Source organism: Cupriavidus oxalaticus (assembly GCF_004768545.1).
In the GTDB taxonomy this organism is placed as follows: Bacteria; Pseudomonadota; Gammaproteobacteria; order Burkholderiales; family Burkholderiaceae; genus Cupriavidus; species Cupriavidus oxalaticus_A.
The window spans coordinates 701,662-725,994 of sequence record NZ_CP038634.1; the positions used below are offsets into that span (position 1 = coordinate 701,662).

Sequence of the window (24,333 nt, forward strand, 5' to 3'; positions counted from 1 at the left end):
CTATTCATCAAACATGAACTGCCCAGAGGTGAAGCTCCCATAGGGTGCCAACTCCCCGCCGCCACCGCATCAGTTGGCGATCAATCTTGCACGCCTTGTCGGACCACCACCGACACCCAAACCGGATCCCGCCGCCTCCTCATCCCGCTTGCCGCCGCAGTATGATGCTCAAGTCTCCCGCCCCGGGAGCATCGCAGCCGCATGGCGGCCGCAGTGCATCAGGAGGCACGCTTGGACCAGCCCCGGCCGTTTCCGTCCGAACCCGCGCGCCCCGGCGACCTGGTCGTCGCCCGGCCCGAAGGGTTGTATTGCCCGCCCGGCGATTTCTATATCGATCCGTGGCGCCCGGTCGAGCGCGCCGTCATCACCCATGCCCACTCCGACCACGCCCGCTTCGGCCATGCGCACTACCTGTGCTCAGAACCAGGCCGCGGCGTGCTGCTGGCGCGCCTGCCCGGCATCCACCTGAACACCCTGCCCTACGGCGAACGCATCACCCACCACGGCGTCACGCTGAGCCTGCATCCGGCCGGGCACGTGCTCGGCTCGGCGCAAGTGCGGCTGGAATATGGCGGCCAGGTCTGGGTGGCCTCCGGCGACTACAAGCTGGAGGCCGACGGCACCTGCGATCCGTTCGAGCCGGTGCCGTGCGATACCTTCATCACCGAAAGCACCTTCGGCCTGCCGATCTACCGCTGGCCGTCGCAGGCAACGCTGATGGCGGAGATCTTCCGCTGGTGGTACACCGATGCGCAGGCTGGCCGCGCCAGCATCGTCTACGCCTACAGCTTCGGCAAGGCGCAGCGCATCCTGCATGGGCTGCTGCACCATGCCGGCGTCGATGGCCTGCCCGGGCCGGTGATCGTGCACGGCGCGCTGACCACGCTCAACGCGGCCTATGCCGACGCCGGCGTGGCGCTGCCGCCGATGGCGCTGGCGTCCGAACTGCCGCCGCGCAGCCCGCTGCTGCGGCAGGCGCTGGTGGTGGCGCCGCCGTCGGCGCAGCGCTCGCCCTGGCTGCGGCGCTTCGGCGATGCGTCCGATGCCTTTGGCAGCGGCTGGATGCAGCTGCGCGGCACGCGCCGGCGCCGCGGCGTCGATCGCGGCTTTGCGCTGTCCGACCACGCCGACTGGCCGGGGCTGCTGCAGGCGATCAGCGCCACCGGCGCGGGCCGCATCATCGTGACCCACGGCAATGTGCCGGTGATGGTGCGCTACCTGAATGAACGCGGCTGGCAGGCGCAGGCGTTCGAGACCGAGTACGGCGACGACGATGAAGCGGTGCGCGTGGAGGCGCAGGCCGAAGCCGTGAGCGAAGCCAGCAACGAAGAAGCCGCCCCATGAAGGCCTTCGCCGACCTCTACGCCGCGCTCGACGGCACCACCTCCACCAAGGCCCGGCTCGCAGCATTGGTCGACTACCTGCGCGCCGCCCCGCCGCAGGACGCGGCGTGGGCGGTGTACTTCCTGGCCGGCGGCAAGCCGCGGCAGATCGTACCGGTGTCGGTGCTGCGCGAACTCGCGCGCGAGGCCGCCCGCCTGCCCGACTGGCTGTTCGAGGAGAGCTACCAGGCCGTCGGCGACCTTGCCGAAACCATCGCCCTGCTGCTGCCCGAACCCATGGATGCCGACCACGCCGGCCTGGCCGAATGGGTCGAACAGCGCCTGCTGCCGCTGCGCGGCCTGCCGCCGGAAGACCTGATACCGCGGCTCGATGCGCTGTGGCGGCCGCTGGACGCGCAAGGCCGGCTGGTGCTGTTCAAGCTGATCACCGGCGCCTTCCGGGTCGGCGTGTCGCGCCTGCTGGTCACGCGCGCGCTGGGCGAGGTGGCGGGCATCGAGCCCAAGCGCGTGGCCGAGCGCATGGTCGGCTACACCGACCTGTCGGCGCGCCCCGATGCCGCGCGCTTCCTCGCCCTGCTGGCGCCGGAGAGCGATGACGACCGCCAGTTGCGCGCCGGCGGCCAGCCCTACCCGTTCTTCCTCGCGCATCCGCTGCAGGCGCCCGTCGAGCAGTTCGGCGACGTGCTCGGCGCGCCTGGCGGCTGGCTGGTCGAGTGGAAATGGGACGGCATCCGCGCGCAATTGGTGTGCCGCGACGGGCAGACCTGGCTGTGGTCGCGCGGCGAGGACCTGATCACCGAGCGCTTCCCGGAGATCATCGACGCCGCGGCGGCGCTGCCCGACGGCACCGTGCTCGACGGCGAGATCGTGATCTGGCAGGACGGCCGCGTGCAGCCGTTCGCGCTGCTGCAGCAGCGCATCGGCCGCAAGACGCTGGGCGCGAAGCTGCTGCGCGATGCGCCGGCGATCCTGATGGCGTACGACCTGCTCGAATGGCAGGGCGAGGACTGGCGCGCGCGGCCGCAGGCGGAACGCCGCGCGCGGCTGGAGCAGGTGGTGGCCCGCCACATCCACCCCGCGCTGGAACTGAGCCCGCTGGTCGACGCCGGCAGCTGGGAGCACTACGCGCGGCTGCGCGATGCCTCGCGCGACCTGGGCGTGGAAGGCTTCATGCTGAAGGCGGCCGATGCGGCCTATGGCGCCGGCCGCACCAAGGACGTGGGGGTCTGGTGGAAATGGAAGATCGATCCCTATTCGGTCGATGCGGTGCTGATCTACGCGCAGCGCGGGCACGGCCGCCGCGCCAGCCTCTACACCGACTTCACCTTCGCGGTGTGGAACGCGCCGCCGGGAACGCCGGGCCGCGCGCTGGTGCCGTTCGCCAAGGCCTATTCCGGGCTGACCGACCAGGAGATGCGCGCGGTCGACGCCATCATCCGCCGCACCACGGTCGAGAAATTCGGCCCCGTGCGCAGCGTCGAGCCGACGCAGGTGTTCGAACTCGGCTTCGAAGGCATTGCCCGCAGCGGCCGCCACAAGAGCGGCATCGCAGTGCGCTTCCCGCGCATGCTGCGCTGGCGCACCGACAAGCCCATCGAGGAAGCCGACACGCTGGCCACGCTGGAAGCCATGCTGCCTGGCGCTGCCACGCCGCGGGAGGATGCGGCATGACCCCGCCGCGTGCCGCGCGCAAGCCGGCGGAGGACGCCACCGAGCCGCTGACCGTCGCGCAGGGCCTGCAGGCACTGTTCGATGCGCGCGGCTGGCAGCCGTTCGCGTTCCAGCGCGAAGTCTGGACCGCGATCGCGCGCGGCCAGAGCGGCCTGCTGCACGCCACCACCGGCACCGGCAAGACCTATGCGGCATGGCTGGGCGCGCTGATGGCATTCGGCACGCCGCGCGCCGCGCTGTCGCACGACAAGCCCGCGCCGCCGCTGACGGTGCTGTGGCTGACACCGATGCGCGCGCTCGCCGCCGACACCACGCGCGCGCTGCAGGCGCCGCTGGCGGAACTCGATCTCGACTGGACCGTGGCGCTGCGCACCGGCGACACCGGCAGCGCCGAGCGTGCCGCGCAGCAACGCCGCCTGCCGACCGCGCTGGTGACCACGCCCGAAAGCCTGACGCTGATGCTGACCCGCGCCGACGCGCACGAAACCCTGCGGCGCGTGCGCATGGTGGTGGTCGACGAATGGCACGAACTGATCGGCAACAAGCGCGGCGTGCAGGCGCAGCTGGCGCTTGCGCGGCTGCGGCAATGGCAGCCGGCGCTGATGGTGTGGGGGCTGTCGGCCACGCTCGGCAACCTGCCGCATGCCGCCGACGTGCTGCTGTGCGGCGTGCCGGAAGACCTGCGCGTGCTGGTGCACGGCCACACCCCCAAGCCCCTCGTCATCGACACGCTGCTGCCCGGCAATGCCAGCCGCTTCCCGTTTGCCGGCCACCTGGGCCTGTCGATGCTGCCGCACGTGGTCGAGGAGCTCGGGCACAGCGGCACCACGCTGGTCTTCCTCAACACCCGCTCGCAGGCCGAGCTGTGGTACCAGGCGCTGCTCGATGCGCGCCCCGACTGGGCAGGACAGATCGCGCTGCACCATGGCTCGCTCGACCGCGCGGTGCGCGAGTGGGTGGAACTGAGCCTTAAGAACGGCGAGCTGCGCGCGGTGGTCTGCACATCGAGCCTGGACCTCGGCGTCGACTTCCTGCCGGTGGAGCGCGTGCTGCAGGTCGGCTCGCCCAAGGGCGTGGCGCGGCTGCTGCAGCGCGCCGGGCGCTCCGGCCACGCGCCGGGCCGCGCGTCGCGCGTGACGGTGGTGCCCACGCACAGCCTGGAACTGGTGGAAGCCGTGGCCGCGCGGCATGCGGTGCAGGCGGGCCGGATCGAGGCGCGCGAGTCGCCCGACAAGCCGCTCGACGTGCTGGTGCAGCACCTGGTGACGGTGGCGCTGGGCGGCGGCTTCCGGCCCGAGGCGCTGCTGGCCGAGGTGCGCGGCGCCTGGGCCTACCGCGGCCTGACCGATGCCGAATGGCAGTGGTGCCTGGACTTCGTGCGCCAGGGCGGCGCCACGCTGTCCGCCTATCCCGATTTCCGCCGCGCGGTGCCCGACGATGAAGGCGTCTGGCGCGTGCCCGACCTCGGGCTGGCGCGGCGCCACCGCATGAGCGTGGGCACCATCGTCAGCGACGCCACCATGCAGGTGCGCTACTGGAGCCGCGCCGGCAGCGGCGGCGCCTCGCTGGGATCGGTGGAGGAAGGCTTTATCGCCCGGCTGGCGCCAGGCGACTGCTTCCTGTTCGGCGGCCGCCTGCTGGAGCTGGTGCGCGTGCAGGAGATGACCGCCTACGTGCGCCGCGCCACCGGCAGGCGCCCGGTGGTGCCGCGCTGGAACGGCGGCAAGATGCCGATGTCGACCGAGCTGGCCGAAGCGGTGATCGACACGCTCGAAGCCGCCGCCGCGGGGCGGCTCGATCCGCGCACCACGCCCGAGCTGCCGCTGATCCAGCCGCTGGTAGACCTGCAGGCGCAGTGGTCGGCGCTGCCCACGCGCCAGACGCTGCTGGCCGAGTCGCTGCACTCGCGCGAGGCCTGGCACCTGTTCCTCTACCCCTTCGCCGGCCGCTCGGTGCACCTCGGGCTGGGCAGCCTGCTGGCATGGCGGCTCGGGCAGAAGGTGCCGGCGACGTTCTCGGTCGCGGTCAACGACTACGGGCTCGAATTGCTCGCCTCAGCGCCGATGGACTGGGGCCACTGGCTGCCGCAGGTGCTGGCCGAGGAGCGCCGGCGCGACCTGGCCGCCGACGTGCTCGGCAGCCTCAATGCGGGCGAGCTGTCGCTGCGGCGCTTTCGCGAGATCGCGCGCGTCGCCGGGCTGATCTTCCAGGGCTATCCGGGCGCGCCCAAGAGCGCGCGGCAGCTGCAGGCGTCGTCGAGCCTGTTCTACGAGGTCTTCCGCAAGCACGATCCCGGCAACCTGCTGCTTGGCCAGGCCGAGCGCGAAGTGCTGATGCAGGAACTGGACGCACACCGGCTCGCTGAAACCCTCGAACGGCTGGCAACGCTCAGGCTAGACCTGCACGCCCTGAAGCGCCCCACGCCGCTGTCGTTCCCGCTGGTGGTGGAATTCCTGCGCGAGAAGCTCAGCACCGAGAAGCTGGCCGACCGCATCGCGCGCATGCTCGCCGAGCTGGAACTGGCCGCTGGCGCCGAGCCCGGCGAAGCCGCCGGCATGCAGGCCGACGCCGTGGCAGAAGCGGCGCGCTTCGGCATGGCCGACCACGCCGGTCCGTCCGGCCGCACGCCGCGCAAGCCCCGTCGCGCGCGCAAGCCCTCCAGACCCTTGCCGCTGCTATGACACCGGATGCCGGCACCCTGCAGGCCAACGGCGCCTGCCCCATTCAGGTGGCGGGAGAAACGCTGTGGCTGCTGCCCGAGCACGCGGCGTGGTGGCCGGCGGCGGGCATGCTGATGGTGGCCGACGTGCACTTCGGCAAGGCCGCGGCATTCCGCGCGCTCGGACAACCCGTGCCGCACGGCACCACCGGCGACAACCTCGGCCTGCTGACGCAGCTGACGCGGCAGTTGCCCATCGAGGAGCTGGTCTTCCTCGGCGACTTCCTGCACGCCCGCGCCGCGCGCACGCCGGCGGTGCTGGCGGCGCTGGACGGCTGGCGCCGCAGCCTGCCTCCGCCGGTGCGCTGCACGCTGGTGCGAGGCAACCATGATGCGCGCGCGGGAGACCCGCCCGCTTCGCTGCAGATCCGCGTAGTGACGGAGCCGGCCGCGGCGGGCCCGTTCGCGCTGTGCCACATGCCCGGGGCATCGCCGCTGGGCTACGTGCTGGCCGGCCACCTGCACCCGGCGTGCCGGCTGCGCGGTGCCGGCGCCGACAGCCTGCGCCTGCCGTGCTTCCTGTTCGGCCCGTGCGGCGCCATCCTGCCCGCCTTCGGCGCCTTCACCGGCCACGCCACGGTGCGGCCGCAGCCGGACGAACGCGTCTACGTGGTCGGCGGCGGCCGTGTCTGGCCGGTTGGCCGCGCGCCTTAGTACAGCGCTCAGAGCAGGCCTCAGAACAGCGTGTAGCCGCCGTCGATGACGAAGGTGTCGCCGGTGTGGTAGGCCGACGCCGGGCTCATCAGGTAGACCGCAATGCCCGCGAAATCGCTGCCCTCGCCCCAGCGGCGCATCGGCACGCGCTTGTGCACCATCTCCTGGAAGGCATCGTTGGCCTGCGCGGCGCCAGTCATCTCGGTCTTGATCCAGCCGGGCAGGATCGAATGCGCGCGGATGCCCTTGCGTGCATATTCGACGGCCAGGCCGCGCATCATCGAGATCACGCCGCCCTTGGTGGCGGCGTAGTGCTCGGTGCGCGGCGCGCCTTCGATGGCCGCGACCGACGCGGTGCTGCACAGCACGCCGCCCTCGCCCTGCACCAGCATCTGCCGCACCGCGGCGCGCAGCGTGAAGAAGGCGCCATCCAGGTTGACGCGCATGGTCTTGCGCCATACCTCGGCCGTCATCGCATCGAACGGCCCCTTGTTGCCGCCGATGCCGGCGTTGGCAAAGCAGCCATCGATCCGCCCCAGCGCCGCTACCGTGCGCTGCATGGCGGCATCGACCGCCTGCTCGTCGCCCACGTCGCACACCTCGGTGTGCACGCGTCGGCCATGCTGCGCCAGCCGGACGGCGGCGGCGGCGTTCTTGTCCGCGTTGGTGCCCCAGATCGCGATGTCCGCGCCGGCCGCGGCCAGGCCCTCGGCGATGCCCAGCCCGATGCCGCCGTTGCCGCCGGTCACCAGGGCCACTTTTCCTGCCAGGTCGAAGGGGTGCTTGCTCATGTCTGTCTCCTCGGATGGTGGGTCGCTGCCTCGACCGGACATTCATTGTTGACCCGTCACGCCACAAAGCTCGTCGTCGGAACCGATGAGTTTGGATGCGCGCCGGCGCACTTCCGGGCCGCTAAGGATTTCCATGATTGACGCTGGCCCGGGCCACCGCTCCGCCCGGCCTGTCGCCATTTCCGGCGCCGCGGCGAGGCTGGCCCCAGCGAATCCGGCCAACTGGTCCTATAGCGCCGGATCGGCGCTCACCTATAAAGCCGAGACCTTCAACCCCTTTCCTTTCGAGGAGCAGAACCATGCGGTGGATCAAGCGACTTGCGACGTATTTCGCCCTGGCAGCAGCACTGGTGCCAGCCGCCCACGCGCAAAGCAAGGATGTAGTGATTGCTTACCAGGACATGGTGGTGCCCTGGCGTTATGCGCAAGACATGAAGGAACTGGAGAAGCAGACCGGTTACAAGGTGTCGTTCCGCCAGTTCGGCGGCGGCGGCGACGTGATCCGCGCGATGGCGTCGGGCCAGATCGCCATCGGCGAGGCGGGCACTTCCCCAATCGCCTCGGCGCTGTCGCAAGGGCTGGACGTGGAGCTGTTCTGGATCCTGGATGACATCAACGCGGCCGAGGCCATGGTCGCGCGCAACGGCAGCAAGATCGCCAGCATCGGCGACCTGAAGGGCAAGCGCGTGGGCGTGCCGTTCGTGTCGACCACGCACTACCACACGCTGGTCGCGCTGGAGCGCGCCAGGGTCAATCCCAAGGACGTGCGCATCGTCAACATGCGCCCGCCCGAGGTCGCGGCTGCGTGGGAGCGCGGCGACATCGACGCGACCTTTATCTGGGATCCGGTGCTGGCCAAGCTCAAGCAGTCGGGAACGGTGCTGACGACCTCCGGGCAGATCGCCGCCGATACCGGCAAGGCGACCTTCGACGGGATGATCGCCAACAAGAAGTTCGCGCGGGAAAACCCGGAGTTCATGGTCAAGCTGGTGCGCATGCTGGCCGCCGCGGACGACAACTACCGCAAGAACAAGGCGTCATGGACCGCCGATTCGCCGATGGTCAAGGCGGTGGCCAAGGTCTCGGGCGCCAAGGCCGAGACGGTGCCGGCCAGCATGGCGCTGTATGCCTTCCCGACGCTGGAAGAGCAGGTCTCGGAGCGTTGGCTCGGTGGCGGCGCGGCGCGTGCGCTGCAGTCGGCGGCGCAGTTCCTGAAGGAGCAAGGGACCATCCAGACAGTGCTGCCGGACTACAGCAAGGGCGTCAATGCGGAATGGGCCAAACGAGCGCTGCGGTAACGCGCGCGGTGTGTGGAACGGCAACAGCAGCGGAAATCGTCATGAACAAACTTGAAATCGATAACCTCAGCGTGAACTACGGCGCCGCCGGCGGCGCCCGCACGCTGGCCCTGTCGCAGGTCAATCTCACCATGGAGCGCGGCGATTTCGTCGTCGCGCTGGGCGCCTCGGGCTGCGGCAAGACCACGCTGCTGTCGTGCATCGCCGGCTTCATGGAGCCGTCGGAAGGCGAGATCCGGCTGAACGGCAAGGCCGTGCGCGGACCCGGTGCCGAGCGCGGCGTGGTGTTCCAGAAGCATGCGCTGATGCCGTGGCTGAGCGTGGCCGACAACGTGGCGCTGGGCCTGCGCCTGCGCGGCGTGCCGCGCGCCGAACGCCTGCGCATCGCCCGCGAAAAACTGGCCGCGGTGGGACTGGATGCGGCGGCCGCCAAGCCGGTCTACCAGCTCTCCGGCGGCATGCAGCAGCGCGTGGGGATCGCGCGCGCGCTGGCCTGCGACCCGGCCGTGATGCTGATGGACGAGCCGCTGGGCGCGCTCGACGCCCTGACGCGCGAATCGATCCAGGCGCTGATCCTCAGGCTGTGGGCGAAGGAGCAGAAGATCGTGTTCTTCATCACCCACAGCGTGGAAGAGGCGCTGTTCCTGGCGACGCGGCTGATCGTGATGACGCCGTCGCCGGGCCGCATCGCGCATACCTATGAACTGCCCTTCGCGCGCCGCTTCATCGAGTGCGGCGATGCCCGCCAGGTCAAGTCCGACCCGGAATTTATCCGCTACCGCGAAGAGATCGTTGACCTGATCCATGCCACCGCCTGAGGAATTCAAGATGCCCGCTTCCGCCCAACGCATCGAACCCGCGCCGCGCGCAGCACCTGCGGCCGTGCCTTCCAGCAAGCCGATGAAAGCCGTGTCGGGCTACCGCCTGCCCGGCGAAGGCTCCAGCTCGCGCATCTCCACCGTAACCGTGGCGAGCCTGCTCGTCCTGTGGTGGGTCGCCAGCCACCTGCGCTGGCTGCCGCCGTTGTTCCTGCCCACGCCGGAATCGATCGTCACCGCCTTCATCGATGCCTGGCAGGGCAACCTGCAAGGCGGCCAGCCGCTGACCGAGCATTTCACCGCGAGCATGGTGCGCGTATTTGGCGCGTTCGGGCTGGCGGTGGTCACGGCGGTGCCGATCGGCGTGCTGATGGGCGTGTCGCGCATCGCGCGCGGCATCTTCGATCCGCCCATCGAGTTCTACCGCCCGCTGCCGCCGCTGGCGTACCTGCCGCTGATCGTGATCTGGTTCGGCATCGACGAGACCTCGAAGGTGCTGCTGATCTTCCTGGCGTGCTTCGCGCCGCTGGCGATGTCGGCGCAGGCGGGGGTGCGGTCGGTGACCATCGAGCAGATCAATGCCGCCTACTCCATGGGCGCCACGCCGTGGCAGGTGGTGCGGCACGTGGTGCTGCCCGCCGCGCTGCCGGACATCCTGACAGGCATGCGGATTGCGATCGGCTTCGGGTGGACCACGCTGGTGGCGGCCGAGATGGTGGCCGCCACCGCCGGGCTCGGGCAGATGGTGCTGAACGCGTCCAACTTCCTGCGTACCGACGTTGTGATCATGGGGATCGTGCTGATCGGGTTGATTGCTTATGTGTTTGATCTGCTGATGAGGAAGATGGCGAAGTGGTTGGTGCCCTGGAAGGGGAGGATGTAAGGGGGGTGGGCATTTTGCTGGCCGCCGGGATTCTGTTCCTGGCGGCTGGCATCTGGCGGTGATTGATACGCCCGGTTCCGCCCGATCAGCCGCTTGCCGAAATGCAGCGCGCCCTGCTCCCCCGCGGCGCGCGTGTGCCCTCAATGCTACGCAACGCCGCCCGGTCCCGTCACTTGTACGAAAGCCCGCCTTTTCGAGCCAGCAAGGCCGGTTACGCACTATCATCGGCACATTCCCAACCGCCAGTTGCCAATCATGGACAAAGCCCGCGTCCTCACCCTCTTCATCGGCGTGGTACGCGCCGGCAGTTTCCAGCGCGCCGCGGTAGAAGCCGGCGTGACCCCGCAGGCCGTCAGCAAGGCGGTGCGCACGCTGGAAGACGACCTCGGCGTGCGCCTGCTGCACCGGACCACGCGCAAGCTCAGCCTCACCACCGAAGGCGCGCGGCTGTTCGAGCTGGCCGCGCCGGGCATGCGCCAGCTGGATGAGGCGCTGGACCAGGTGCGCAGCAGCAAGAGCGACGACGACGGGCTGATCCGGCTGACCGCGCCGCCGTCGGTCGGCAGCCGCGTTCTGGTGCCGCTGGTGCGCGCCTTCCGCGGGCTGCATCCGGGCATCACCTTCGACGTGGTGCTGAGCGACCTCTTCACCGACCTGGTCGAGTCCCGCATCGATATCGGCTTCCGCGCCGGCACCAGTCCCGGCCAGAACCTGGTGGCGCGCCGGCTGTGCGACCTGCCGCTGGTCATCTGCGCCGCTCCCGATTACCTCGCACGGCACGGCGAGCCGGCCACGCTGGACGAACTGCTGCAGCACCAGTGCACCGGCTTCCGCCGCCCGGCCACCGGGCGCATGGTGCCGTGGGAGCTGCAGGTCGACGGCGCGCTGGTCTACCAGGAGGTGCCCGCCGTCGCCAGCTTCAACGACGTGGAAACCGAGGTCGAGGCGGTGCGCGCCGGTATTGGCATCGGCCAGCTGTCCGCCTACATGATCCACGCCGACCTCGTCAGCGGCCGGCTCAAGGCGATCCTGACGGAATTCAGCAGCAGCAATGTCGGGCTGTACATGTACTACCCGCACCGCAGCCAGATGCCGGTGCGGGTACGGCGCTTCATCGATTTCGTAGTGGAAGCGGGGCGCGGCGCGGAGCAATCGCTGTCGCGGCTGGTGGGCCTGGTGCCCTGAGCCTTCCGGCGCGAAGCAGCCCCACCCACACTTCCTTCCAACACCCTTCTCCTGACGCCCTGCGCCGGCCCTTCGTTTGATTTTTTCTCAAGCGAACGCGCCGGAAATGTCGTTTGTCGCACGCGCCGCCAGCGACAACCATTACGCCAAGGCCCACCAACACAGGAGACTGCCGTGTCAGACCAAGCCTATCCGCTCTGGAGTGCGGACCCCCTTCCCCACCTGATCGCCTCGCGCCACCGCGCCACCGGCGAATGGATCTTCCCGGCAGTGCCGGCCAATTCGCCGCTCGCCGCCGAGCATGACCCCGTCGCCATCCGCGGCTCCGGCGTGGTCTACAGCTTCACCGTGATCCATCCCGCGCCCAAGAGCGGCCAGCCGCCGTACGCGCTGGGCTATGTCGATTTCGTCGGCCCGGTGCGCATCTTCGGGCGCCTGCAGGGCAAGGCGCGCCCGGCGATCGGCGACCGCTATGAAGCGCGCCCGGACGCCGAGTTCGGCTATGTCTTCGAGGCCGTCACGGCCTGACCGATCGAAAGAATGCAGAAGGAAAGGGAAAGCAACATGCAGGACATCTACATCCACGGCGGCGCGATGACGCCGTTTGGCCGCCACCCCGGCGTGCTGGCGCCGGAACTGGCGCAACAGGCCATCCTCAAGGCGCTGGCCGACGCCGACGTGCCGCTCGGCCGCATCCAGGCGGTGTATTGCGCCAACGTGATGGGCGGCATGATCCTGGGCCAGCTGATCGTGCGCGACCTGGGGCTGAAGGGCATCCCGGTCTACAACGTCGAGAACGCCTGCGCCAGCGGCGCCACCGGCGTGCACCTGGCGCGGCACGCGCTGCTGGCCGGGCAATATGACACCGTGCTGGTGTTCGGCATCGAGCAACTGACCGCGCTGGGTGGCGGCACCATCCCGCTGCAGCGCAACGACCACAAGACGGACCTCTATGCCAAGGCCGGCATGGTGCTGCCCGCGGTGTATGCGATGCGCGGGACGCGCTTCCTGCACGAGCGCGACGCATCGCCCGCCGACCTGGCGGAAGTGGCGGTCAAGAACCGCTACAACGGCTCGCTCAACCCGTATGCGCAGCAACGCAAGGCCACCACGCTGGAAGAAGTGCTCGGCTCGCGCATGATCGCCGACCCGCTGACGCTGCTGCAGTGCTGCCCGTCGCAGGTCGACGGCGCCGCCGCGGTGGTGCTGAGCACGCGCCGTCCGGCGCAGGCGCGTCCGGTCAAGGTGCTGTCGTCGGTGGTGGTCTCTGGCCTGCGCGAAGAGGCCGATGACGACATCCTAGATGCCGAGATCACCGCGCGTGCCGCGCGCCAGGCGTACGAGCAGGCGGGGCTGGGGCCGCAGGATGTCGACGTGGTCGAGCTGCACGACGCATTCACCATCGCCGAACTGCTTTACTACGAAGCGCTGGGCCTGGCCGAGCCAGGCGAAGCGGTGCCGCTGCTGAAGTCCGGCGCAACCCGGCTGGGCGGCCGCGTGCCGGTCAACCCCAGCGGCGGCCTGCTGGCCAAGGGCCACCCGCTCGGCGCCACCGGCGTGGCGCAGATGGTGGAGATCCTGTGGCACCTGCAAGGGCGCGCCGGCGAGCGCCAGGTCGAGAACGCGCGCGTCGGCCTGACGCAATGCACCGGCGGCGGCATCGCGGGTGTCGACCACGCCGCGTCTTCCGTCCACCTGCTGGGAGTCTGACATGGGTACGCAACGATTCGATCCCACCCATGTGGCCGTGGTCACGGGCGCCGCGCGCGGCATCGGCCTGGGCATCGCCACGCAACTGGCGCGGCAGGGGCTGACCGTGGCGCTGCTGGACCGCGATGGCGGTGCGCTGGACGAGGCCGTCGGCACGCTGGCCGCCGCAGGGCTCAATGCCTTCGGCGCCACCGCCGACCTGACCGATTCCACCGCGGTCAACGACGCCTTTGCGCAAGTCGCGGCCCGCGCCGGCCGCGTCGACTACCTGGTCAACAACGCGGGGGCAGTGCGCGACATGCGCTTCCTGAAGATGACCGACGACGACTGGGACCTGGTCATCGATACCAACCTGCGCTCGCAGTTCCTGTGCTGCCGCGCGGCGCTGCCCGGCATGGTCGAGCGCGGCTACGGGCGCGTGGTCAATATCTCGTCGCGGGCCTGGCTGGGCGGCTTCGGGCAGGCCAACTACTCGGCGGCCAAGGGCGGCGTGGTCAGCCTGACGCGCTCGCTGGCGATCGAGTTCGCCGGCAAGGGCATCACCGTCAACGCGGTCGCGCCCGGCATCGTCGATACGCCGCTGTTCCGTGGCTTTGCGCCGGAGGTACAGGCGCGGCTGCAGAAGTCGGTGCCGGTGCAGCGCATCGGCACCGCCGACGATATCGCCAATGCGGTCAGCTTCTTCCTCGATCCGCAATCGTCGTACGTAACCGGCCAGACGCTCTACGTCTGCGGCGGGCGCAGCCTGTCGTCGCCCAGCGTGTAAGGAAGCCATCATGACCATCCAACGCCACATCGAAGGCGCGGTCGCGGTGCTGACCATCGACCGGCCCGACGCGCTCAATGCGCTCGACGTAACCACGCTGCGCGAACTGCGCGCGCACCTGGCCGAGGTGCGCGACCGCGACGACCTGCGCGTCGCGGTGCTGACCGGCGCCGGCACGCGCGCCTTCTGCGCCGGCGCGGACCTCAAGGGCACGCGCACCTCCGCCGCCACCTACCCCGAGGCGCTGTTCCGCGCGCCGGAGCATGCTGCTGACCTTGGGCTCTATATCCGGCTGATGGATCTGACCGACCTCGGCCTCGGCAAGCCGCTGGTCGCGGCGGTCAACGGGCACTGCCTCGGCGCGGGGCTGGAGCTCGCGCTGCAGTGCGACTTGCGGATCGCGTCGACGCAGGCGACCTTCGGCCTGCCCGAAGTCGCGGTCGGCTCGATCCCGGCGGTGTCCGGCCTGCACCGGCTGCTCAAGGCGGTGCCCGCGGCGCATGCGATGCAGATGGTGCTGACCGGCGAACGCATCGATGCCGCGCACGCCGCGCGCATCGGCCTGGTCACCGAGACGATGGCGCCCGATGCCCTGCCCGACCGTGCGCTGGCGCTGGCCGCGCGCATCGCCGCCAACGCGCCGCTGGCCGTGCAGGCGGTCAAGAAGCTGTCGCGCCAGACCAGCCACCTCAGCGAGACCGACGCGCAGCAACTCACCGAACTCTACTGGGGCGTGCTGCGCGATACCGCCGACCGCGCCGAAGGCCGCCAGGCCTTCGCCGAAAAGCGGCAGCCCCACTACACGGGACGCTGAGCGGACCGACAAGAACCACGCAGGAGACACAACCATGGCAGGTATTTCCCGAATCATGCGCGCGGCAATGGCCGGCGTGCTGACAGTCACGGCGCTGAGCACAGCGGCACAGGCACCCTACCCCACGCAGAAGCCGATCACGCTGGTGGTGCCGTTCGCCCCGGGCGGCGGCAATGACATCCTGGCACGCGCCATCGCACCCAAGATGAGCCAGCTGCTGGGCCAGACCATCGTGATCGAGAACAAACCCGGCGCCGGCGGCAACCTGGGCGCCGACTACGTCGCGCACGCCGCGCCGGACGGCTACACGCTGGTGATCGCGTCGAGCCAGATCACGATGAACCCGTTCCTCGGCATGAAGGTCCCGTTCCAGGTCGAGCGCGACTTCGAGCCGGTCGGGCGCATCGCGTCGGTGCCGATCATGCTGGTCGCCAATCCCGACCAGCCGTTCCGCACGCTGCAGGAGTTCATCCAGTACACCCGCGCCAACCCGGGCAAGCTCAGCTACAGCAGCCCGGGGCCCGGCACGCCGCAGCACCTGGCGGGCGAGGTCTTCGCCAAGCTGAACAAGACCGAGCTGCTGCACGTGCCCTACCGCGGCACCGGCCCGTCGATCAGCGACCTGATGGGCGGCCAGGTGCAGATCTCGTTCGCCACCTTTGCCTCGTCGATCCAGTTCGTGCGCGCCGGCAAGCTGCGTGCGCTCGGCATCGCCGGCAAGAAGCGCAGCGCGCTGATGCCAGACCTGCCGACCTTTGCCGAGGCCGGCATCGTCGGCTACGACGCGGAGCTGTGGTACAGCCTGCTGGCGCCGGCACGCACGCCGAAGACCGTGGTCGACAAGGTCAATGCCGCGCTGGTGGCCGCGCTGAAGTCGCCCGACGTTGCCGGGCAACTGGAAAAGCAGGGCTTCGAGCCGCAGGCCTCCACGCCGGCCGAGCTGAAGGCGCATATCGGCAAGGAAATGTCGCGCTGGCAGCGCGTGATCCAGGACAACAACATCAAGGTGGCGCTGTGAACGCGCCGATTGAACACCCCATGGTGCCGCCCACCGACAACCCGCTGCTGGACTACCTTGGCATCCGCCTGGCCAGCGTCGGCGACGGCCGCTGCGCCTTCGAGCTCGACATCGAGCCGCGCCACCTGAACCGGCAGGGCAGCGTGCAGGGCGGCGTGATCGCCACGCTGCTCGACGCCGCCTGCGGCTACGCCGGCCTGCCGACGGGCCCCGACGGCGCCCTCGGCCACGCGGTGACGGTAATGCTGGCCATCAGCTACCTCAGCAAGGCCAGCGCGGGCCGGCTGCGCGCCACCGCCACGGTGAGCCGCGCCGGCAAGAGCCTGTACTTTGCCACGGCCGAACTGGCCACCGATGCCGGCGTGCTGGTCGCCACCGCGCAGGGCACGTTCAAACGATCCCGCATCCTTCCGGAGACATGACATGCTGCGCGATGCACTAGACGGCCTGACCGTCATCGACTTCACGCAGATCGGCGCCGGGCCGACCTGCACCATGCTGCTGGCCGACATGGGCGCCAGGGTCATCAAGGTCGAGCCGCCCGGCGGCGAACTGGGACGCGGGCTCGGCCCCGGCTGGCTGGGCGACGACAGCGCGCTGTTCCACGGCTTCAACCGCAACAAGCTCGGCGTGGCGCTGGACCTGAAATCCCCCGAAGGTCTCGCCGTGGCGCGCCGGATGGCGGCAGAAGCCGACATCGTGGTGGAAAGCATGCGCCCGGGCGTGATGGATCGCCTCGGGCTGGGCCATGCCGAGCTATCGGCGCTGAACCCGGCGCTGGTCTACTGCTCGATCTCCGCCTATGGCCAGTACGGCCCGTATGCCGGCCGTGCCGGCGTCGACGGCATCATCCAGGCCGATTCGGGGCTGATGAGCCTGATCGGCCTGCCCGACGGCGAGCCGTGCAAGGTGCAGGCGCCGGTGGTCGACGTGATGACCGGCTACGTCGCCTGCGTCGGTATCCTGGGCAAGCTGGCGCAGCGGGCACGCGACGGCCAGGGCGGGCATCTCGACGTCAGCCTGCTCAACGCCGCGCTGGCGCTGCAGCAATCGTCGCTCACCAGCTATTGCGCCGACGGGCGGCTGCCGGAACGGGCGGGCAGTGCCGCGCCCTATTCGGCGCCCAACCAGGCCTTCCGCACCGCCGACGGCTGGATCATGATCGCCGCTTACATGCCCGAGCGCTGGCGCCGGCTGTGCGACGTGCTGGGCCTGCCGGCGCTCGCCGACGACCCGCGCTTCGCCACCTCGCCGCTGCGCGTCGCCAACCGGGCGGCAATGGTCGAGGCGCTGACCAGCGTGTTGGTGACGCGGCCGACCGACGCGTGGCTGGCCGTGCTGCAGGACGCCGACATCCTGTGCGCGCGCGTGGCCACCTATGAAGACCTGATGGCGCACCCGCAGGTGGCGGCCAACCGCATGGTGCAGCGCATCCCGCACGAGACGCTGGGCGAGATCCGCATGCCAGGCTTCCCGATCAATAGCGTCCAGGAAAACGCGCTGCCCGCGCGGCCGGCGCCGGCGTGCGGACAACATACGCAAACGGTGCTCGCCGGGCTTGGCTTTAGCGCGGCACAGATCGCCGCCTTGCAGGCGCGCGGCGCGGTCCATTGTGCCGATACCATCGAGGCACCGCTCACGGCAACGGCATCATGAACCGCGCCGACATCATCGCCGCGCTCCACGCCCGCCGCAGCGTGCGCGGCTTTCTCGATACGCCGGTACCGCGCGAGACCGTGGCGGCAATCCTGGCCGACGCGGCGCGCAGCCCGAGCGCGTCGAACACCCAGCCATGGCGGGTCTACGCCTGCGCCGGTGCCGTGCGCGACCGGCTCAGCGATGCCCTGCTGGCGCTGCACGACAGCGATGGCGGCGGCCATCGCGAGGAATACGTCTACTACCCGCCGGCGTGGCGCGAGCCCTACCTGGCGCGCCGCCGCACACTGGGCAAGGCGCTGTACGGCCTGCTTGGCATCCCGCGCGGCGACGCCGCCGGCATGGCGCGGCAGTATGCCCGCAACTACGCGTTCTTCGGCGCGCCGGTGGGGTTGTTCTTCACCATCGAGCGCGGGCAGGGACAGGCGGCGTGGCTGGACCTCGGCATGTTCCTGCATGCGGTGATGTTAGCGGCGCTGGGGCACGGCCTGGAAACCTGCGCGCAGCAGGCGTTCGCGCGCTACCACCGGGTCATCCGCGCGCAGCTTGCCATTCCCGACCATGAAATCCTGGTGTGCGGCATGTCGCTCGGACACGCCGATCCCGCCGAGCCGGCCAACCGGCTGCGTACTGCGCGCGAGCCAGTGGAGGGATTTGCCTGCTTCGCCGGCTGGTGACCGGCGAGCGCCGCGCTAGCTTTGCGTCTCGCACTGCGCCAGCAGCCACTCGCGGAACACCGCCATGCTGGCGCTTTCCTTGCGGTCCGCCGGCGTCAGCAGGTAGTAGGTGAAGTCGCCCATGTCGACGCTCTGGCGGAACGGCGCGACCAGCCGCCCGGCCTCCAGGTCTCCCGCGACCAGGAAGCGCTGGGCAATGGCGAAACCCTGCCCTTCCACTGCCGCCGCATAAGCCATGGCGGAACTCTGGAACGTCATGCCACTGCGCGCGTCGACCTGCGCGTCGGCGCGCGCCGCCTTCAGCCAGTGCGCCCAGTCGTCCGGACGCGCAATCGAATGCAGCAGCGTCTGGTGCTGCAGGTCGGCAGGCTTTTTCACCTTCGGGTTGCCGGCCGCAACGCTGGGGCTGCAGACCGGCACCAGGATGTTGGACACCAGCCGGTAGGTATTCACGCCGCTCCACTTGCCGTCGCCTAGGCGGATCGCGCCATCGATGTCTTCCTTGCGGAAATCGACCGGGTCCAGCGAGGCGGTCAGCAGCACCTCGATGCCGGGATTGGCCGCATGGAAGCTCGACAGCCGCGGGATCAGCCAGCGCATGGCGAAAGTAGTGTAGGCGCGCACCTTGAGCTGCTTGCGCCTGGCCCGCTTGCCGAGCCGCCGCGTGGCCTCGCGCAGGTCGTCCATGGCCCGGGTCACGGCGCGGTAGTAGTCCTCGCCGGTGCGGGTCAGCGAAATCTGCCGGTGGCCGCGATGCAGCAGCTGCACGCCCAGGCCTTCTTCCAGCGAGCGGATCTGGCGGCTGACGGCGCCCGGCGTCACGTGCAGCTCTTCCGCAGCGGTGGTGATGCTCAGGTGCCGGGCCGCCGCTTCAAAGGCGCGCAGGGCGTTCAGGGGAGGCAGTTTGTCCATGCCGGCGAGTCTGCCATACGGTTGAGAATTGCTCAATCGACATCGCTCGCATTTATTGACAACTTCTGGTTGTCTTTGAAACGGAATTACACCGCCTAGTGTTGCTGACCGAGCGCGCCTAAATTTGTCTCCGTGGCCCCCGCCATCAGACACCGAAGTCAAACCGAGCAAAGGAGATTCACCATGTCCGCCAACACCACCATCGCTGCCAACACCGCCACCAACGCCACCAACGTCACCAACGCCGCCGGCAAGGTCTGGTTCATCACCGGCGCCTCGCGCGGCTTCGGCCTGGAACTGACCCGCGCCGCGCTGGCCCGCGGCGACCGTGTCGTCGCCACCGCGCGCCGCCCCGAAACGATCACCGGCGCCGTGGGCGCGCATGACAACCTGCTGCCGGTGGCGCTCGACGTCACTAGCGAAGCGCAGGCCATCGCCGCGGCCGAGGCCGCCGTGGCCCGCTTCGGCCGCATCGACGTGCTGGTCAACAATGCCGGCTACGGCCTGCTGGGCGCGGTGGAGGAAGCGTCGGCGCGCGAAGTCGAGCAGCAGTTCGCCACCAACGTCTTCGGCGTGCTCAACGTGACGCGCGCGGTGCTGCCGCAGATGCGCCGCCAGCGCAGTGGGCATGTCGTCAATATCTCGTCGATCGGTGGCTATGCGGCCTATCCCGGCTGGGGCGTCTACGGCGCCACCAAGTTCGCGGTGGAAGGGCTGACCGAAGCGCTCGACGCCGAGCTGGCGCCGCTGGGCGTGCGCGCCACCGTGGTCGAGCCGGGCTTCTTCCGCACCGACTTCCTCGATGCCAGCTCGCTGGTCCGCGTCGGCACCGAGATCGCCGAATACGCCGAAACCGTCGGCGCGATGCGCGGCCACATGGCGTCGGCCAACCACCAGCAGCCCGGCGATCCCGCCAAGCTGGCTGTGGCGCTGCTCGCCCTTGCCGACAGCGACAACCCGCCGGTGCGGCTGCCGCTGGGCTCCGATACGGTGGCCCGCATCGCGGAAAAGAACCGCAAGGTGGAAAGCGAACTGGCGGCATGGCATGCCGTGGCGGTCTCGACCGACCACGCCAGTGCCTGATCTGTTGCGGCGCAGCAATCTTATTGAATCCTGGATTGCTGCGCTGCAGCCATGCGCGAGGCGCGGGTTGCCGGCCGGGCCCAAGCGCCGCATGCACCACTTCACACCCTTGCGCCTATCAGGCTTTGTCCCGATGCCGACACTGGCATATGTCGTTTCCGGCGAATTTCGCCAATAATGCCCTGACAGCCATTGCCGGACGAGAGAGCCACTATGCACGACAGTCCCGATGCCATCCGCACCGTTGCCCTGCTCGGGCATGCGGGGAGCGGCAAGACCTCGCTGGTCGAAGCACTGCTGCACAAGGGGGGTGCGCTGCACACCCCGGGCAGCGTGGAGCGCGGCTCGACCGTCAGCGACAGCGATCCGCTGGAGCGCAAGTACAAGCGCTCGCTCAGTTCCGCCATCACCCACGTCGACTTCCGCGACACCCGCATCTACCTGCTCGACACGCCGGGCTACCCGGATTTCTCCGGCCTGGCGATCAGTGCGCTGGCGGCGGTCGAGACGGCGGCCATCGTCATCAACGCGCAGACCGGGATCGAAATGACCACGCGCCGCGCCATGGCCTGGGCGCAGGCGCGGCAACTGTGCCGGATGATCGTTATCAACGGCATCGACGGCGAGAAGGTCGACCTGCCGGGGCTGCTGGCCGAGATCCAGGAGGCGTTCGGCAAGGAGTGCCTGCCCATCAACCTGCCGGCCGGAAACGGCGGCAAGGTGGTGGACTGCTTCTTCAATCCGGCCGGAGAGTCGGATTTTTTATCGGTGGCGTCGGCGCATGAAGCGCTGATCGACCAGGTGATCGAGATCGATCCCGAGCTGATGGAGGTGTACCTGGAGCAAGGCGAGGCCATCACGCCGGAGCAACTGCACGCGCCGTTCGAGCGTGCGCTGCGCGAAGGCCACCTGGTGCCGATCTGCTTTACCTCGGCCGCCACCGGCGCCGGTATCGCGGAACTGCTCGATGTCTTCGTGCGGCTGCTGCCCAATCCCACCGAAGGCAACCCGCCGCTGTTCTACCGCTCGACCGGCACTGCCGAGGACGGTACCGAGAAACGCAAGGCGGTGCGCGCCGAGCCGGTGCCGGACAAGCACGTGCTGGCGCATGTGTTCAAGGTGGTAGTCGATCCCTATGTCGGCAAGCTGGCGGTGTTCCGCATCCACCAGGGCACGGTCACGCGCGACAGCCAGCTCTATATCGGCGAGGGCCGCCAGCCGTTCAAGGTGGCGCACCTGCTGTTGCTGCAGGGCAAGGAGACGCAGGAAGTGCAGCGCGCCGGCCCGGGCAATATCTGCGCGGTGGCCAAGGTGGATGAACTCGGCTTCGACGCGGTGCTGCACGACGCCACCGAGGATGGCGACATCCACCTGACGCCGCTGGAGTTTCCCACGCCGATCTACGGCCTGGCGATCGAGCCGGCGCGGCGCGGCAACGAGCAGCGGCTGGCCGAGGTGCTGCACAAGCTCAGCGCCGAAGATCCCTGCCTGCGCATCGAGCATCCGGCCGGCACCAACGAGACCGTGGTGTTCGGACTGGGCGAGTTCCATTTGCGCTGCGCGCTGGAGCGTTTGACCGAGCAGTACAAGCTGGAAGTCGCCACGCGGCCGCCGAAGATCGCGTATCGCGAGACCATTGCCGGCAAGGCGGAGGGCCACCACCGCCACAAGAAGCAGACCGGCGGTGCCGGCCAGTTCGGCGAAGTGATGCTGCGCGTGGAGCCGCTGCCGCGCGGCGAAGGCTTCGAGTTCATCGATGCGGTCAAGGGCGGCGCGATTCCCGGCCAGTTCATCCCCGCAGTGGAGAAAGGCATCCGCCAGGTGCTGGAAAGCGGTCCACTGGCCGGTTTTGCGATGCAGGACGTGCGCGTGACCGTGTACGACGGCAAGAGCCACCCGGTCGATTCCAAGGAAGTGGCGTTCGCCACGGCCGGACGCAAGGCGTTTATCGACGCGGTGATGAAGGCGCGCCCCAGCGTGCTGGAGCCGATCGTCGAGATCGAGGTCACGGTGCCGGGCACCGCGATGGGCGATGTCATCGGCGACCTGTCCGCCAAGCGCGGCCAGGTGCATGGCACCCGCACCGGCGCCGCCAACAGCGTGATCGTTGCCGGGCAGGTGCCGCTGTCGGAGCTGAACGACTACCAGTCACGGCTGAACAGCATGACCGGCGGCCACGGCAGCTACACCATCCAGTTCAGCCATTACGACAACGTGCCGCCGGGACAGCAGGAGAAGATGGCGTCCCGCCACAAGGCGCAGCAGGACACCGACTGACCAGCCCGGTGCTGGCCTGGTTTTCAGTGCTGGCTGGCACCGGCCGCGCCGATGCCGGTCATGGCGCGCACGAACTGCGCGCCGTAGCGCTGGCGTTCGGCGCTCCCCCGCGCCGAGCGGTCCAGCACCGACACCAGCCAGGCGGCGGCAAAGGCCAGCGTCATCGAGAACAGCGCCGGGTTGGCATATGGGAAGATCGCCTGCTGGTGCTTGAGGATCCCCACCCATACGGTCGGGCCCAGCACCAGCAGCAGCACCGCCGACACCAGCCCCGCCAGGCTGCCGGCCACCGCACCGCACGTGGTCAGCCCCTTCCAGAACATCGACAGGAACAGCACCGGGAAATTGACCGACGCGGCGATCGCCAGCACCAGCCCGGACAGGAAGGCGATGTTCTGCTTCTCGAACATCACGCCCAGCACCATCGCCAGCAGGCCGATCACCAGCGTGGCGAGCTTCGACACGCGGATCTCGTCTTTCTCGCTGGCCTGCCCGCGGCGGAACACGTTGGCGTAGAGATCGTGCGACACCGCCGACGCGCCCGACAGCGCCAGCCCGGCCACCACCGCCAGGATGGTCGCGAACGCCACCGCCGAGATGAAGCCGAGGAACAGGTCGCCGCCGATCACGTGCGACAGGTGCACGGCCACCATGTTGCTGCCGCCGATCAGCTTGCCGGCCGCGTCCCGATAGGCCGGGTCCGCGCCCACCATCACGATCGCGCCGAAGCCCACCACCAGGATCAGCACGTAGAAGTAGCCGATGAAGCCCGTGGCGTAGAGCACGGACTTGCGCGCTTCCTTCGCATCCGCCACGGTGAAGAAGCGCATCAGGATGTGCGGCAGACCCGCGGTGCCGAACATCATGCCGACGCCGAGCGAGATCGCATCGATCGGGTTGGACACCAGCCCGCCCGGCGACAAGATCGCCGTGCCCTTGTCATGCACCCTGGCCGCGCTGGCGAACATGGCTTCGGGGCTGAAGCCGAAATAGGCCAGTACCATCACCGCCATGAAGGTCACGCCGCCGAGCAGCAGCAGCGCCTTGATGATCTGCACCCAGGTGGTGGCGAGCATGCCGCCGAACATCACGTACAGCACCATCAGCGCGCCGACGATGACCACCGCCGATTCATAGCTGGTGCCGAACAGCAGCTCGATCAGCTTGCCGGCGCCGACCATCTGCGCGACCAGGTACATGATGACCACGGTCAGCGTGCCGCACGCTGCGGTGATGCGCACCGGCTTCTGCGCCAGCCGGTACGAGACCACGTCGGCAAAGGTGTAGCGGCCCAGGTTGCGCAGCCGTTCGGCGACGATGAACAGGATGATCGGCCAGCCCGCCACCACGCCGAGCGCGTAGATCAGGCCGTCGTAGCCCTTGTCGAACATCATGGCCGAGATGCCAAGGAAGGACGCGGCCGACACCATGTCGCCGGCGATCGCCAGGCCGTTCTGGAAGCCGGTGAGGCCGCCGCCGGCCGCATAGAAGTCCGACGCCGAACGCGTGCGCCGCGCGGCCCAGCGGGTGATGCCGAGCGTGAACAGCACGAACAGCATGAACATGACGATGGCGCTCCAGTTCAGCGGCCGCTGCGCGGCCTCGCCCTGGATCGCGGGGGCTGCAGTGGCGGCGCTGGCTGCCAGACCGCACAGGGCGGCGCCGAGGGAAAGGTGTACCGGCTTCATGCTTCGCACTCCTTGCGCACGCGTTCGTTGAGCGGATCCAGGTCGCGGTTGGCGCGGTGGACGTAGATGGCGGTCAGCAGCACGGCGGCAACGATCACTGCAACGCCTACGGGGATGCCCACCGTCATGACGCCCCCGGCGACCGGCGTGCCGAGCGTGGCGGGCGAAAAGGCCAGCAGCAGGATGAAGCCGAAGTAGACCGCCAGCATGACCAGCGTCAGCGACCAGCCCAGGCGCGTGCGGCCGTGGATCAGGCGGATAAAGTCGGGGTGGTTCTGGATGGTTTCCAGTTGTCGCGCGTCCATGGTGTCTCCTTTGGCGCAGGGGGGGTGGTGTGGCGGCTCTGGTGGCTGCCATCAGTTTGGTTCTT

The 24,333-nt window shown here is 69.4% G+C and carries 22 protein-coding genes; 18 read left to right on the forward strand and 4 right to left on the reverse strand.

Going from position 1 to position 24,333, the window contains the following annotated elements:
- Positions 1 to 201 precede the first annotated feature (201 nt).
- Genes E0W60_RS03015 through pdeM form a run of 4 tightly spaced genes read left to right on the forward strand, consistent with a single transcriptional unit; the run spans position 202 to position 6,387 of the window.
- Positions 202 to 1,344, forward strand: coding sequence for a ligase-associated DNA damage response exonuclease (locus E0W60_RS03015; protein WP_431189864.1), 1,143 nt, complete (start codon positions 202 to 204; stop codon positions 1,342 to 1,344).
- Positions 1,341 to 3,014, forward strand: a complete 1,674-nt coding sequence (locus E0W60_RS03020; RefSeq protein WP_135702971.1) for an ATP-dependent DNA ligase — start codon at positions 1,341 to 1,343, stop codon at positions 3,012 to 3,014. The genes E0W60_RS03015 and E0W60_RS03020 overlap by 4 nt, the downstream gene beginning before the upstream one ends.
- Positions 3,011 to 5,695: a ligase-associated DNA damage response DEXH box helicase gene (locus E0W60_RS03025; RefSeq protein ID WP_205751620.1), complete on the forward strand. Its 2,685-nt coding sequence runs from the start codon at positions 3,011 to 3,013 to the stop codon at positions 5,693 to 5,695. Before E0W60_RS03020 ends, E0W60_RS03025 begins: the two co-directional genes overlap by 4 nt.
- Positions 5,692 to 6,387, forward strand: a complete 696-nt coding sequence (pdeM, locus tag E0W60_RS03030; RefSeq protein ID WP_135702972.1) for a ligase-associated DNA damage response endonuclease PdeM — start codon at positions 5,692 to 5,694, stop codon at positions 6,385 to 6,387. Before E0W60_RS03025 ends, pdeM begins: the two co-directional genes overlap by 4 nt.
- A gap of 20 nt (positions 6,388 to 6,407) precedes the next feature.
- Here the strand turns inward: pdeM and E0W60_RS03035 are convergent, their stop codons facing one another.
- Complete coding sequence (locus E0W60_RS03035; protein WP_135702973.1) at positions 6,408 to 7,178, reverse strand: SDR family NAD(P)-dependent oxidoreductase; 771 nt, start codon at positions 7,176 to 7,178, stop codon at positions 6,408 to 6,410.
- 299 nt (positions 7,179 to 7,477) lie between these two features.
- On the opposite strand from E0W60_RS03035, the gene tauA reads away from it, so the two are divergent.
- From tauA to E0W60_RS03095, 12 genes are all read left to right on the forward strand, one after another.
- On the forward strand, positions 7,478 to 8,476 hold the full coding sequence (gene tauA / locus E0W60_RS03040) for a taurine ABC transporter substrate-binding protein (protein WP_135702974.1): 999 nt from the start codon (positions 7,478 to 7,480) through the stop codon (positions 8,474 to 8,476).
- Positions 8,477 to 8,517: 41 nt separating this feature from the next.
- Positions 8,518 to 9,294 (forward strand): taurine ABC transporter ATP-binding protein, encoded by a 777-nt coding sequence (locus tag E0W60_RS03045; protein WP_133094298.1) that lies wholly within the window; start codon positions 8,518 to 8,520, stop codon positions 9,292 to 9,294.
- 10 nt (positions 9,295 to 9,304) lie between these two features.
- On the forward strand, positions 9,305 to 10,177 hold the full coding sequence (locus E0W60_RS03050) for an ABC transporter permease subunit (RefSeq protein ID WP_133094297.1): 873 nt from the start codon (positions 9,305 to 9,307) through the stop codon (positions 10,175 to 10,177).
- A 255-nt stretch (positions 10,178 to 10,432) separates the two neighbouring features.
- A complete protein-coding gene (locus tag E0W60_RS03055) occupies positions 10,433 to 11,362 on the forward strand; it encodes a LysR family transcriptional regulator (RefSeq protein ID WP_135702975.1) in 930 nt (309 codons plus the stop codon).
- A 174-nt stretch (positions 11,363 to 11,536) separates the two neighbouring features.
- Complete coding sequence (locus E0W60_RS03060) at positions 11,537 to 11,890, forward strand: Zn-ribbon domain-containing OB-fold protein (RefSeq protein ID WP_135702976.1); 354 nt, start codon at positions 11,537 to 11,539, stop codon at positions 11,888 to 11,890.
- A 36-nt stretch (positions 11,891 to 11,926) separates the two neighbouring features.
- The gene (locus E0W60_RS03065; RefSeq protein ID WP_135702977.1) at positions 11,927 to 13,072 is read left to right on the forward strand and encodes a thiolase family protein; all 1,146 of its coding nucleotides are present in this window, start codon (positions 11,927 to 11,929) and stop codon (positions 13,070 to 13,072) included.
- 1 nt (position 13,073) lies between these two features.
- Positions 13,074 to 13,838 carry an SDR family oxidoreductase gene (locus E0W60_RS03070; protein ID WP_135702978.1) on the forward strand — a complete coding sequence of 255 codons (765 nt, stop codon included), beginning with the start codon at positions 13,074 to 13,076 and terminating at the stop codon, positions 13,836 to 13,838.
- A 10-nt stretch (positions 13,839 to 13,848) separates the two neighbouring features.
- The gene (locus E0W60_RS03075) at positions 13,849 to 14,652 is read left to right on the forward strand and encodes an enoyl-CoA hydratase/isomerase family protein (protein WP_135702979.1); all 804 of its coding nucleotides are present in this window, start codon (positions 13,849 to 13,851) and stop codon (positions 14,650 to 14,652) included.
- A 34-nt stretch (positions 14,653 to 14,686) separates the two neighbouring features.
- Positions 14,687 to 15,670: a tripartite tricarboxylate transporter substrate binding protein gene (locus E0W60_RS03080; RefSeq protein ID WP_135702980.1), complete on the forward strand. Its 984-nt coding sequence runs from the start codon at positions 14,687 to 14,689 to the stop codon at positions 15,668 to 15,670.
- A gap of 20 nt (positions 15,671 to 15,690) precedes the next feature.
- Positions 15,691 to 16,092, forward strand: coding sequence for a PaaI family thioesterase (locus E0W60_RS03085; RefSeq protein ID WP_133094717.1), 402 nt, complete (start codon positions 15,691 to 15,693; stop codon positions 16,090 to 16,092).
- A gap of 1 nt (position 16,093) precedes the next feature.
- Positions 16,094 to 17,326: a CaiB/BaiF CoA transferase family protein gene (locus E0W60_RS03090; protein ID WP_135702981.1), complete on the forward strand. Its 1,233-nt coding sequence runs from the start codon at positions 16,094 to 16,096 to the stop codon at positions 17,324 to 17,326.
- On the forward strand, positions 17,323 to 18,003 hold the full coding sequence (locus E0W60_RS03095; protein ID WP_133094290.1) for a nitroreductase: 681 nt from the start codon (positions 17,323 to 17,325) through the stop codon (positions 18,001 to 18,003). The genes E0W60_RS03090 and E0W60_RS03095 overlap by 4 nt, the downstream gene beginning before the upstream one ends.
- 15 nt (positions 18,004 to 18,018) lie before the next feature.
- Here the strand turns inward: E0W60_RS03095 and gcvA are convergent, their stop codons facing one another.
- Complete coding sequence (gene gcvA / locus E0W60_RS03100; RefSeq protein ID WP_135702982.1) at positions 18,019 to 18,915, reverse strand: transcriptional regulator GcvA; 897 nt, start codon at positions 18,913 to 18,915, stop codon at positions 18,019 to 18,021.
- A 183-nt stretch (positions 18,916 to 19,098) separates the two neighbouring features.
- Between gcvA and E0W60_RS03105 the strand changes: the two genes are divergently transcribed.
- Together E0W60_RS03105 and fusA are read left to right on the forward strand one after the other, a co-directional pair.
- Positions 19,099 to 19,998 carry an oxidoreductase gene (locus E0W60_RS03105; protein ID WP_135702983.1) on the forward strand — a complete coding sequence of 300 codons (900 nt, stop codon included), beginning with the start codon at positions 19,099 to 19,101 and terminating at the stop codon, positions 19,996 to 19,998.
- A gap of 213 nt (positions 19,999 to 20,211) precedes the next feature.
- Positions 20,212 to 22,275, forward strand: a complete 2,064-nt coding sequence (gene fusA, locus E0W60_RS03110) for an elongation factor G (protein WP_133094287.1) — start codon at positions 20,212 to 20,214, stop codon at positions 22,273 to 22,275.
- A 23-nt stretch (positions 22,276 to 22,298) separates the two neighbouring features.
- Here fusA and E0W60_RS03115 read toward each other — a convergent pair whose 3' ends face one another.
- Together E0W60_RS03115 and E0W60_RS03120 are read right to left on the reverse strand one after the other, a co-directional pair.
- On the reverse strand, positions 22,299 to 23,963 hold the full coding sequence (locus E0W60_RS03115; RefSeq protein ID WP_135702984.1) for a cation acetate symporter: 1,665 nt from the start codon (positions 23,961 to 23,963) through the stop codon (positions 22,299 to 22,301).
- Complete coding sequence (locus E0W60_RS03120; protein ID WP_135702985.1) at positions 23,960 to 24,268, reverse strand: DUF485 domain-containing protein; 309 nt, start codon at positions 24,266 to 24,268, stop codon at positions 23,960 to 23,962. The genes E0W60_RS03115 and E0W60_RS03120 overlap by 4 nt, the downstream gene beginning before the upstream one ends.
- Between the last annotated feature and the right edge of the window lie 65 nt (positions 24,269 to 24,333).